Source organism: Verrucosispora sp. TAA-831 (assembly GCF_050780145.1).
Lineage (GTDB): Bacteria > Actinomycetota > Actinomycetes > Mycobacteriales > Micromonosporaceae > Micromonospora.
Genome location: NZ_CP192240.1, coordinates 2,486,962 through 2,498,638 on the forward strand (window position 1 = coordinate 2,486,962; position 11,677 = coordinate 2,498,638).

Annotated in this window: 10 protein-coding genes; 6 read left to right on the plus strand and 4 right to left on the minus strand. The window is 71.8% G+C overall.

Annotated features, from left to right (window positions below; genetic code table 11):
- The 4 genes from ACQVFL_RS11275 to ACQVFL_RS11290 are packed head-to-tail and all read right to left on the minus strand — an operon-like array spanning position 1 to position 5,563.
- The gene (locus ACQVFL_RS11275; protein ID WP_431729313.1) at positions 1-1,491 is read right to left on the minus strand and encodes a mannitol dehydrogenase family protein; all 1,491 of its coding nucleotides are present in this window, start codon (positions 1,489-1,491) and stop codon (positions 1-3) included.
- Positions 1,482-2,783 carry an enolase C-terminal domain-like protein gene (locus ACQVFL_RS11280; protein ID WP_396695183.1) on the minus strand — a complete coding sequence of 434 codons (1,302 nt, stop codon included), beginning with the start codon at positions 2,781-2,783 and terminating at the stop codon, positions 1,482-1,484. The genes ACQVFL_RS11275 and ACQVFL_RS11280 overlap by 10 nt, the downstream gene beginning before the upstream one ends.
- Positions 2,780-4,210: a glucuronate isomerase gene (gene uxaC, locus ACQVFL_RS11285; protein WP_431729314.1), complete on the minus strand. Its 1,431-nt coding sequence runs from the start codon at positions 4,208-4,210 to the stop codon at positions 2,780-2,782. Before uxaC ends, ACQVFL_RS11280 begins: the two co-directional genes overlap by 4 nt.
- Before the next feature lie 24 nt (positions 4,211-4,234).
- The gene (locus ACQVFL_RS11290; protein WP_396695179.1) at positions 4,235-5,563 is read right to left on the minus strand and encodes a Gfo/Idh/MocA family protein; all 1,329 of its coding nucleotides are present in this window, start codon (positions 5,561-5,563) and stop codon (positions 4,235-4,237) included.
- A 239-nt stretch (positions 5,564-5,802) separates the two neighbouring features.
- Here ACQVFL_RS11290 and ACQVFL_RS11295 point away from each other — a divergent pair, with 239 nt between their 5' ends.
- Genes ACQVFL_RS11295 through ACQVFL_RS11320 form a run of 6 tightly spaced genes read left to right on the plus strand, consistent with a single transcriptional unit; the run spans position 5,803 to position 11,677 of the window.
- Entirely contained in the window at positions 5,803-6,933 is a 1,131-nt protein-coding gene (locus ACQVFL_RS11295) for a LacI family DNA-binding transcriptional regulator (RefSeq protein WP_396695177.1), read from the plus strand.
- A 19-nt stretch (positions 6,934-6,952) separates the two neighbouring features.
- Positions 6,953-8,296: an ABC transporter substrate-binding protein gene (locus ACQVFL_RS11300; RefSeq protein ID WP_431729315.1), complete on the plus strand. Its 1,344-nt coding sequence runs from the start codon at positions 6,953-6,955 to the stop codon at positions 8,294-8,296.
- A gap of 31 nt (positions 8,297-8,327) precedes the next feature.
- Positions 8,328-9,311 carry a carbohydrate ABC transporter permease gene (locus ACQVFL_RS11305; protein WP_396695173.1) on the plus strand — a complete coding sequence of 328 codons (984 nt, stop codon included), beginning with the start codon at positions 8,328-8,330 and terminating at the stop codon, positions 9,309-9,311.
- On the plus strand, positions 9,311-10,195 hold the full coding sequence (locus ACQVFL_RS11310; protein ID WP_396695171.1) for a carbohydrate ABC transporter permease: 885 nt from the start codon (positions 9,311-9,313) through the stop codon (positions 10,193-10,195). The genes ACQVFL_RS11305 and ACQVFL_RS11310 overlap by 1 nt, the downstream gene beginning before the upstream one ends.
- Positions 10,179-10,811 (plus strand): hypothetical protein, encoded by a 633-nt coding sequence (locus ACQVFL_RS11315; RefSeq protein ID WP_396695169.1) that lies wholly within the window; start codon positions 10,179-10,181, stop codon positions 10,809-10,811. Before ACQVFL_RS11310 ends, ACQVFL_RS11315 begins: the two co-directional genes overlap by 17 nt.
- On the plus strand, positions 10,808-11,677 hold the full coding sequence (locus ACQVFL_RS11320; protein ID WP_396695167.1) for a PmoA family protein: 870 nt from the start codon (positions 10,808-10,810) through the stop codon (positions 11,675-11,677). Before ACQVFL_RS11315 ends, ACQVFL_RS11320 begins: the two co-directional genes overlap by 4 nt.

Consider the following 11,677-nt stretch of genomic DNA (forward strand, 5'->3'; position numbering starts at 1 on the left):
TCATCCGGCACCGGCCAGGGTCGCTCGGACGCCGTGCCGGTGCAGGTCGGTCAGCCAGGCGGTGACGTCGGCGCGGACCTGCGCGTCGGCGGCCACCTCGGGCGGGACGACCTCGTCGAGGGCGAGGACCGCGTCGACGGCACCGACCGGGGTCTGCGGCGCGGCGGCCAGGGCGGTACGGATCCGCTCGGCCAGCGGGTCGTCCAGCGGCAGTGCGCGGCCGTCGTCGGCGGTGCCCTGGGCGAACCGGATCCAGGCGGCCACGACCAGCGCCGCCCACCGGGCGGACCGGCCGGACGCGCGCAGGTCGGCGATGGTGTGCAGGATCCGCTGCGGCAGCTTCTGCGATCCGTCCATGGCCACCTGGAGGGTGCGGTGCCGGATCGCCGGGTTGCCGAAGCGGGCCAGCACCTGCTCGCCGTAGTCGACCACGTCGACGCCGTCGGGCGGGGTGAAGCTGGCCGCCACGTCCTCGGCAATCAGCCGCCGCAGCACCGTCGTCAGGTGCGGCAGGGCGAGCGCGTCGGCGATCGTCTCGCATCCGGCGAGCGCACCGAGGTACGCGGCGGCCGAGTGCACCCCGTTGAGTCCGCGCAGCTTCAGCCGCTCCCACGGCCCGGCGTCGGCGCAGAGCACCGCACCGGCCCGGTCCCAGGCGGGCCGTCCGCCGGGGAAGTCGTCCTCGATCACCCACTGGGTGTACGGCTCGGCCGCCACCGCCGCCAGGTCCTCGACGCCGAGCGCCCGGCGGGCCGCGTCCAGGGTCTGCGCGGTGCTGGCCGGGACGATCCGGTCGACCATGGTGCCGGGGAAGCCGACCTGGTCCTGGACCCAGTCCAGCGCGGTCTGCCCGGTGCCCGCGTACACCAGCGCCTGGGTGACCAGGCCACGCAGCCGACGACCGTTGGCGGGCAGGTTGTCGCAGCTCACCAGCGCGATCGGCCCGGCGTCGGCGGCGGCCCGGGCGAGCAGGCCGCGCACCAGCAGCCCCGGCACGGTGGCCGGGGGCCGGTCGCCGGTCAGGTCGGCGACCAGTTCGGAGTCGGGGCGCAGCGTCCCGGCCGCCGGATCGAGCTGGTACGCCTTCTCGGTCACCGTCAGCGTCACCACCCGGATCGCCGGGTCGGCCAGCAACGCCACGATCGCGCCCGGGTCGGCGGCGGCCAGCCGGACGTCGGCCAGCGCTCCGATCACCCGGGTCTGCTGGTCGGCGGCGGAGAGCGTGCTCACGCTGAACAGGTTGTCCTGCGCGGTCAGCGTCCGCACCAGATCGGCGTTGCGTGGCGCGACGCCGACGATGCCCCAGTCGCCCCCGGCCGACGCGAGCGCCTGCTCGGTGTAGACGGCCTGGTGGGCGCGGTGGAACGCGCCGAGCCCGAGGTGCATCACGCCGGCCGGCACGGTGCCCGGGCGGATCAGCGGACGGGACTGCGCCGGCAGTCGGCGCAGGGCGCCCAGGTCCAGTCGGGACGCGCCCACGGTCACCGCCACGTCGGGCCGTCCGGGAAGCGGAAGGTGGCGATCGACTCCGGCCGCATGGTGGCGCTGTAGCCCGGTTCGGTCGGCAGCAGGTACCGCCCGTCGCGGGTGCGTACCGGGTCGACGAAGTGCTCGTGCAGGTGGTCGACGTACTCCACCATCCGGCCGTCCAGACTGGTGCCCACCCGCAGGTAGTCGAAGATCGCCAGGTGCTGGACGTACTCGCAGAGCCCGACGCCGCCCGCGTGCGGGCAGATGGGTACGCCGAACTTCGCGGCCAGCAGGATCTCGGCGAGCACCTCGTTGACCCCGGCCACCCGGCAGGCGTCGATCTGCATCACGCCGATCGCCTCGGCCTGCAACAACTGCTTGAAGATGACCTTGTTGGCGGCCACCTCGCCGGTGGCGACCCGGCACCGGCCGCCGGTCAGCTCGGTCAGCGCGCGGGCGATGCGGGCGTGGCCCAGCACGTCGTCGGCGTGCGTCGGCTCCTCGATCCAGTACGGGTCGACCTCGGCCAGCGCCGTCATGTTGGTGATCGCCTCGTCGACGTCCCACACCTGGTTGGCGTCCATCATCAGCAGCGCGTCCGGGCCGATCTCGGCCCGGATGATCCGGGCCCGCCGCAGGTCGTCCTCGGGCGGGCCGCCGACCTTCATCTTCATCGCCCGCCACCCCTGCGCGTACGCCTCCCGGGTCAACGCCCGCACCTTGTCGTCCGGGTAGCCCAGCCAGCCCACCGAGGTGGTGTACGAGGGGAAGCCGTCCCGCTCCAGCAGGGCCAGCCGGTCGGCGAGCCCGTCGCGTCCCTTGTCCAGGAGAGCGGCGGCCTCGTCCGGGGTGAGCGCGTCGGTGATGTGCCGGAAGTCGACGTTGGCCACCAACTCCTCGGTGGACAGCTCGGCCAGGTAGCGCCACATCGGCTTGCCGGCGAGCTTGGCGCGCAGGTCCCACACCGCGTTGACCAGCGCGCCGGTGGCCATGTGGATGACCCCCTTCTCCGGGCCGAGCCAGCGCAACTGCACGTCGGCGACGAGCGAGCGCCAGAACGCCACCGGTTCGGCGGTGATCTCCTCCACGCCGCGTCCCCGCACGTGGTGGGCCAGGGCCTGCACGGCGGCGCAGGTGATCTCGTTGCCGCGACCGTTGGTGAAGGTGAACCCGGCGCCGGTCGGCCCGTCGTCGGTGCGCAACTCGACGTAGGTGGCCGAGTAGTCGCCCCGGTTGATCGCGTCGGAGCCGTCGCCGCTGGCGGCGGTCGGGAACCGTACGTCGTGCACGGTCACGTCGGTGATGGTCGTCATGCCTGCTTCTCTCCGAACTTGAAGACCTGCTTCGGCAGCCGGTACGCCAGGTCGACGATGGTCTCGGCGGCCTCGTCCATGGGCAGTCGGTGCTCGGCCACCAGCCGGGCGAGGAAGCCGGCGTCGATGCGGCGGGCCACGTCGTGGCGTACCGGGATGGAGCAGAACGCGCGGGTGTCGTCGACGAACCCGGCGGTGTTGTAGAAGCCGGCGGTCTCGGTGACCGTCTCGCGGAATCGGCGCAGCACCTCGGGGGAGTCCAGGAACCACCAGGGTGCGCCGAGCACCAGGGCGGCGTACCCACCGGCCAGCGGTGCCAGTTCCCGGGTGAAGGTGTCCTCGTCCAGCGTGTAGAGCACCACCCGCAGCCGGGGGTCGTTGCCGTACGCGTCGAGCAGCGGCGCCAGCGCGTGCACGAACTCGGTGGCCTGCGGGACGTCGCCGCCCACGTCACGGCCGTGCCGGTCGTGCAGCCAGCGGTTGTGGTTGCGTACCGCTCCCGGGTGCAACTGCATGACCAGGCCGTCGTCCAGCGACATCCGGGCGAACTCCAGCAACATGTGTGCCTGGAACGCCTCGGTGTCGCCCGGCTCGGCCCGACCCCGGCGGGCCCGGTCGAAGACCTCCGCCGCGCCCGCGCCGAGGTCCAGGGTGCGGGCGGTGAGGTGCCCGTGGTCCGACGAGGTGGCACCGGCGGCGATGAACGCCTCCCGGCGGGCCCGCAGCGCGGCCAGGTAGCCCTGGTACGTGCCGGTGTCCTCGCCGGTGATCTCGCCGAGCCGGTCGACGTTGGCCGACCAGTCCTCGAACTCCAGGTCCACCACGTTGTCCGGCCGGAAGGTGGTGACCACCCGACCGCCCGGACCACCCCACCCGTCGGCGGCGAGCTTGGCGTGCCGACCCAGGTCGTCCAGGGGGGACTCGGTGGTGGCCAGCACCTCGATGTTGAACCGTTCGAACAGGGCCCGGGGCCGGAACTCCGGCTCGGCGAGCCGGGCGGCGAGCGCGTCGTACACCTCGTCGGCGGTCTGCGGCGACAGTCGGGTGTCCAGGCCGAAGACCTCGGTGAGGGTCTGCTCCAGCCAGAGCCGGGACGGGGTCCCGCGGAAGAGGTGCCAGTGCTCGGCGAAGCGTCGCCAGATCCGCCGCCCGTCGGTCTCCACCGGGCTGCCGTCGCGGGTGGGCACGCCCAGCTCGGCCGGGAGCACCCCCTGGCTGAACAGCATCCGGGTCAGGTAGTGGTCGGGCACGATGAGCAGCCGGGACGGGTCGGGGAACGGCTGGTCGTCGGCGAGCAGCCCCGGGTCGACGTGCCCGTGCGGCGAGATGATGGGCAGCCGCGCCACCAGCGCGTACAGCTCGCGGGCCAGGGCGCGTTGGCCGGGCTCGGCGGGTAACAGCAGGTCGGGACGGGTCGAGGTGGGCACGGGGTTCGGCTCCTGGGGTCGAGGTCAGTCGAGGGTGAGCAGGTCGGCGACCCGCACGGGGGCGCCGGTGTCGAAGGACCGGTTGGCGGCCAGGCCGGTGAGCAGGGCCAGTGCGCCGTCGCGGGCGGTCGCCGCGCGGTCCAGCGGATCGGGTACGCCGCCGAACAGCACCTGGGTCATCCGGGCGTCCGCCCCGCCGTGGCCGTGCCGGGTGTACCCGTCGACCTCGATGCGTCGGGGCGGGGACCAGAAGGGGCGCAGGGTCAGCGTGGCGTCGCCGCCCTCGCTGGCGGCCTCGGCGCCGTGCAGGGCGGCGCCCTTGAGTGCGCCGGCGGCGGCCGGGCTGACGAACTCGCTCTCGGTGACCTCCAGCTCCAGCCGGCCCCGGCTGCCGTTGACCATCACCCGGTAGCCCTCCCACGGCGCGTACGCGGTGAGGTGGTAGGTCATCGTCGCGCCGCTGGAGTAGGTGGCCAGCACCGCCATGTCGTCCTCGATGGTCACGCCGGGGGCGAAGACGTTGCGGTCGCGGTGGTAGCCGTCGGAGGCCTCGGCGTCCAGGTACAGCTCCCGCAGCCGGGGGTGCTCGGCCAGGCGCAGCGCGAACGGGTCGTCGGCGGCGGCGGGGGCGGCGTGCGCCCGCTCGTAGTCGCGGGCGTAGCCGTGCCGGCGGCCGTCGTCGCCGTAGAAGAACAGCCGGCCGGCGGCGTACACCTGCACCGGGGTGGCGTCGAGCCACCAGTTGACCAGGTCGAAGTGGTGGCTGGCCTTGTGCACCATCAGCCCGCCGGAGCTGGCCTTGTCGCGGTGCCAGCGCCGGAAGTAGTCGGCCCCGTGGCGTACGTCGAGCAGCCACTCGAAGTGCACCGAGCCGATCTCGCCGACCGCGCCCTCGGCGAGCAGCCGCCGCATCTGTTCGTGCAACGGGTTGTAGCGGTAGTTGAACGCCACCGTCACCCGTCGGCCGGTGCGGCGTACCGCGTCGAGGATGCGCTGGCAGCGGGGCGCGTCGGTGGTCATCGGCTTCTCGGTGACCACGTCGCAGCCGGCGTCCAGCGCGGCCACCACGTACGCGTCGTGGGTGACGTCGACCGAGGTCACCAGCACCACGTCGACCCGCTCCTTGGTGAGCATCGCGGTGAAGTCGTCGGCGTGGTAGGTCGGCAGCGCGGCGTGGCCCAGCTCGCCGAGCCATCGGTTGTGGGCGTCCATCCGGGCCTGGTTGACGTCGGCGAACGCGGCCAGCTCGGCGGTGTCCGCGTGGTCGCGGACCAGTGCCCGGACGAACATCTCGGCGCGGGCGCCGGTGCCGACGACGGCGTACCGGGCGCGCTTGCCGGGTTGCGGTGACACAGACCGATCCTCCTCGATCTTTGTGCAAACCTTTGCAGTGAAGTAACCACGATCGATTGGTCAGAGTCAACGAGCAGCCGAGAATCGGCGTCTTTTGACCCTATTCGTGGGGCTTAGAGTGCATGGTGAGAGCCCGGCCGAAACAGAGCTGTAATCAAGCGCCGTTGACAGTGGAGCAACCGTTTGCATTAATTGGCGACACCCGTGACCGCCGACACACATCGATGAAGGGGGCCTGAGTGCCAGTCACCATCCGGGACGTCGCACGGGCCTCCGGCGTGCACATCTCCACCGTCTCCCGCACCTTCTCCGCACCCCATCTGGTCAACCCGGAGACCCGGGTACGGGTCCTGGCCTGCGCCGAGGACCTGGGCTACCGGCCCAACCGCGCCGCCCGCGCCCTCATCACCGGCCGGACGCACAACATCGGCCTGATCATCGCCGACATCGCCAACCCGTTCTTCCCGCCGCTGATCAAGGCGGCGGAGAGCCAGGCCCGCCACCGCGACTACCACGTCTTCGTCGCCGACACGAACGAGGACGCCGCCGCGGAGGAGGAACTGGTGCACGCGCTGGCCAAGCAGGTCGACGGCGTGCTGCTGTGCAGCCCACGGATGAGCAACAGCCTGATCGAGCAGCTCAGCCGCGAGGTGCCGCTGGTCGTGGTCAACCGCCAACTGGCCGGTCTGCCCTGCGTCCTGATGGACGTCGGGCAGGGCGCGCGCACCGCCATCGAGCACCTCGTCGGCCTGGGCCACCGGCAGATCGCCCTGCTCGGCGGGCCGCGCGGCTCATGGACCAGCCGGGAGATCCGACGCGCCGCCAGCGCGGCGGCCCGGACCGCCGGCGCGGACCTGACCGTGCTCGGCCCCAACCCGCCCACCGAACACGGTGGCCTGGCCCAGGCGGAGCAGGTCCGCCGGGCCGGCGTCACGGCCGTGCTCGCCTACAACGACCTGATCGCGATCGGACTCCTGGAGGGGCTCGACGCACTCGGGGTCGGGGTGCCGCAGGAGGTGAGTGTCGTCGGGGTCGACGACATCAGCCTGAGCCGACTCACCCGCCCCAAGCTGACGACGGTGGCCACGCCGACCGCGGCCGCCGGCCGGACGGCCGTCGACATGTTGCTGCAACAGGACACCGATCTCCCGCGCACCGGGCGGGGCGGCGGTGCCGGGGCGACAGTCGGCGTCCGTCGTACCACCGCACAGGTAATGCTCCAGACCGAGTTGGTCATCCGCGACTCCACCGCGCCGGGACCATACGCCGGCCGGGAACGTCCCGGCGCCGCTGCCGTAGGCCCGGGCCCGCATCGCCGTGCGGACCCGGGCAGCCCGATCGTGGCCGCCGGTGACGTCGTCGCCTCCTAACGCCAAGGAGTGAGCGCACATGCACCCCGCAACGCACCCCACCGCGAACGCGTCCGACGGGCGCACCTACCGTACCCCCCTGCTCCGCCGCCGGTTGCTGCGCGGCATGCTCGCCGCCGTCGTGGCCCTGCCGCTGGTCGGCGCGGCCGCCGCCTGCGGCGGTGACGACGCCGGTTCCGACGGCAAGGTCAAGCTCTCCATCTTCTGGTGGGGCGGCGAGGCCCGGGCCGATCTCACCAACCAGGCCCTCGACCTCTACACCAAGAAGAACCCGGACGTCACGTTCGAGAAGGTCTGGCAGGCCAACCAGGGCTACTTCGACAAGCTGGCCACGCTGACCGCCGGTGGCAACCCGCCGGACATCTTCCAGATCGACGACAACTTCCTCGCCGAGTACGCGGCCCGCAACGCCACCCTGGACCTGAAGAAGTACGCGGACTCCGGCGACCTCGACACCAGCAGGTTCCCGCCCAGCCTGCTCCAGTACGGCGAGGTCGACGGCAAACTCGCCGGCCTCGCCGCCGGGGAGAACACCCAGGGCCTGGTCTACAACAAGACGCTGCTGACCAAGAACGGGCTGCCCGAGCCGACCACCGGGATGAGCTGGGAGGAGCACATCGCCTGGGCCGAGCAGGTCAGCAAGAAGGCCGGTGTCCCCGGCACCCAGGACCCCAGCGCCGACTACAAGGCGTTCTGGGTCTGGCTGCGCCAGCAGGGCAAGGACCTCTACTCCGGCAACGACCTCGGCTTCACCGCCGAGGACGTGACCAGGTGGTTCGAGCTGTGGAAGGGCGCGCGGGACCGGGGCGCCACGCCCACCCCCGACATCATCCACGAGGGAAACGCCACCGACATCACCAAGCAGCTCGTGGTGACCGGCAAGTCGGGCACCTCCTGGGTCTGGGTCAACCAGATGCCGGAGTTGAAGAAGAACACCGCCGACGAGCTGGGCGTCATCGCGTACCCGGGTGACCCGAGCGCGCAGTGGGCCCGCGCCTCGATGTACTGGTCGGTCTTCCGGGGCAGCAAGAACGCCGACGTCGCGGTGGACGTGATCAACTTCCTCGCCAACGACCCGGAGGCGGTCAAGCTGCTCGGCACCGACCGGGGCCTGCCGTCCAACATGGACCTGCGCCGGGTGGTCAGCGACGACACCACCGACCCGGCGATGAAGCAGTCCATCGAGGTCGAGAACAAGCTGGCCGAGACGTTCGGCGAGGCGCCGCAGGTGCCGATCAAGGGCCACAGCAAGGTCCGCGCCGAACTGACCAAGGCCGCCGAGAACGCCCAGTACGGGCGGGCCACCCCCGCCGAGGCCGCGGCGCAGTTCGTCGAGGCCTGCAAGGCAGCGATCGCGTCCTGACGCCGCCGCGAAACCCGGAGAGGAGCAGTTCGTGGCCCTGACCACGGCGCCCGACCCGACCCGCCGCGGCACCGGATCCGTCCGGCCCGACGCCACCCGGCGCGGGACCGGACGGATCCGGCACGGGGAAGGTCTGGCCGGCTACGTCTTCCTGTCGCCCTGGCTCATCGGTCTGATGGCCATCACGGCGATGCCCATGCTGTTGTCGCTCTACCTCAGCTTCACCAACTACGACATCCTCACCCCCTGGTCCGAGGTGGAGTGGGTCGGGCTGGCCAACTACGAACGGATGTTCACCAGCGATCCGTCGTGGTGGCACTCGGTCCGGGTCACGCTCAGCTTCGCCCTGATCGCCGTACCGCTGAAACTGGCCGCGGCCCTCGGGGTGGCGCTGCTGCTCAACCGGGCCTGGCGCGGGGTCGGGCTGTTCCGGGGCCTGTTCTACCTGCCGTCGTTGCTCGGCGGCAGCGTGGCGCTGGCCATCGTCTGGGTGAACATGTTCAACCGGGAGGGGGCGTTCAACTCCTTCCTGGCGCTGTTCGGCATCGAGGGCAAGCCCTGGGTCAACGACCCGGACTGGGCCCTGGAGACCCTGATGGTGCTGGCCATCTGGCAGTTCGGCGCACCTATGGTGATCTTCCTGGCCGGGCTCAAGCAGGTGCCGACCGAGCTGTACGAGGCCGCCTCGGTGGACGGCGCCGGGACGTTCCGCAAGTTCGTCAACGTGACGCTGCCGATGCTCTCTCCGGTGATCTTCTTCAACCTGGTGCTGGAGACCATCAACGGTTTCCAGGGCTTCACCGCCGCGTTCGTGCTCAGCAACGGCACCGGCGGCCCGGTCGACTCGACCCTGATGTACACGCTGAACCTCTACATCACCGGCTTCACCGACCTGGAGATGGGTTACGCCTCCGCGATGGCCTGGGTGTTCCTGATCGCCATCGCCCTGATCACGGTCGTCTTCTTCAGCACCGGCCGGTTCTGGGTGCACTACTCCGACGGGGAGGACCGCTGATGGTGGCGAGCACCGTGGCGCCACCCGTGGCGACCCGCCCGCAACGCCCGCGCAGCCGCTCCTGGCTGCGGCTGATCGTGCTGCTGGCCATCGTCGCGGTGGTGCTCTATCCGCTGATCTGGATGATCGGCACGTCGTTCAAGTCGCAGCAGGAGATCGTCAACAACATCGGGCTGCTGCCGGAGACCTTCACCCCGGGCAACTACACCAACGGCTGGAGCAACTTCGACGTCAGCTTCGGCCGGTTCTTCCTCAACAGCGCCACGGTCAGTCTGCTGACCGTGGTCGGCAACGCGGTGAGCTGCCTGCTGGCCGCGTACGCCTTCGCCCGGCTGAGGTTCCGGCTGCGCGGGCTGTGGTTCGCCGTCATGATCGGCACCCTGCTGCTGCCGGGGCACGTGCTGATCGTGCCGCAGTACATCCTGTTCCGCAGCCTCGGCCTGGTCGGCGGCGACTGGCCGTACCTCCCACTGCTGATCCCGCAGTTCCTGGCCACCGAGGCGTTCTTCGTCTTCCTGATGGTGCAGTTCATGCGGAGCATCCCGCGTGAGCTGGACGAGGCCGCCCGGATCGACGGCGCCAACGCGTTCGGCATCTTCCGGTACGTCATCCTGCCGCTGAGCCGACCCGCGCTGGTCACCACCGCGATCTTCTCGTTCATCTGGACCTGGAACGACTTCTTCCGGCAACTGGTCTTCCTGTCCAGCCTGAGCGACTACACGGTGCCGGTGGCGCTGACCCTGTTCATCGACTCCACCAGCCAGAGCGCGGTGGGACCGATGTTCGCCATGTCGGTGCTGTCCCTGCTGCCGGTCTTCGTGTTCTTCGTGGCCTTCCAACGGATGCTCGTCGAGGGGATCAACACCAGTGGACTCAAGGGCTGACGACGGCCACGACCGGCGGACACCGCGCCGCGACTGGCGCGACACCGTCCGCGACGCCGCCGACCTGGCGCTGGTCGGCATCCTGACGGTGCTCGCCTCGGTGCCGGTGGTGACCGCCGGCGCCGCGGTCGGCACCGCCAGCGCGGCCGTGCACGACTGGCTGGCCACCGGCAGGTGGCCGACGGCCCGGCAGACGTTCTCCCGGTTCGGCCGGGGACTGCTGCCGGGCCTGCCGGTGGCGCTGCTCGGGCTCGCCGCCGTCGGCCTGCTCGCCGCCGACCTGGTGGCGTTGGCCACCGGTCGGGTGCCCGGCGGGGCGCTGGCGTTGAGCGTCACCACCGTCGTCGCGGCGGGCCTGCTCGGGTACGCCGCCGCCGTCGTGGTCGAGGTGGGTCGTACCGGCGGCACCGGCTGGCGGTGGGCCGCCGGCCGGGCCGCCCGGGCCTGCCTCGACCACCCCGCGCACTGGGCCGCGCTGGCCGGCACCACCGTGGTCGCCGCGCTGCTCGGCGTGCTGGTCACCCCGGTCGCGGTGCCGATCCTCGCCGGGTACGCGCTGGCCGCCGTGCACGCCGTGGCCCGCCGCCGGACGGTCGCCGAGGCGGAGCTGTCGTGACCGCCGGACCGCTCACCGGTACGCGTTCGACCGACGACGATCCGCACCTGGTCGTCGGCGGTACGCCGGTCGCCCGGTACGTGCTCGCACCCGACCTCGACGCGAAGCACGGACCCCGGCCCTACCTGCACCCGGTGCGTACCCTGGCGGGCACCACGGTCACCGACGCGTTCCCGGCCGACCACGTCTGGCACCTCGGTGCGTCGCTGGCCGTGCAGGACGTCGACGGCACCAACCTCTGGGGCGGTCGCACCTACGTCCGCGACGTCGGCTACACCTGGCGGGCCGACCACGGCCGGATCGCGCACACCGGCTGGCAGCATCGCGCACCCGACCGGCTCGACCACCTGCTGCACTGGTGCGACCCGACCGGTGCGGTGCTGCTCACCGAGCGGCGTACCCTCACCGCCTCGGTGCTGCCGGGCCACCGGAGCGCCTGGCGGCTCGACGTCGGCAGCACCCTGACCGCTCCCGCCGACCGGGACGTGACGCTGGGCAGCCCGGCCACCAACGGTCGCCCCGGCGGGGCCGGGTACGGCGGGTTCTTCTGGCGGGCGCTGACGGACGGGCCGACCGAGGTGTTCACCGCCGCGCGCGACGGCGAGGAGACGGTCAACGGCTGCGCCGAGCCGTGGGTCGCACTGCGCGGCAGGTCGCCGGAGGGCGCGGCGTACACGCTGGTGTTCAGTGGTCTGGGGCCGGGGGACCGGTGGTTCGTCCGGACCACGATGTATCCGGGGGTCTGCGTGGCGTTCGCGTTCGCGCAGACCGCGACGATCCCGGCCGGCACCAGCCGGCCCGGCCGCTACCAGGTGGTCGTCGCCGACGGCGCGCTGGATCGCGCCACCGCTGCCGCGCTGATCTAG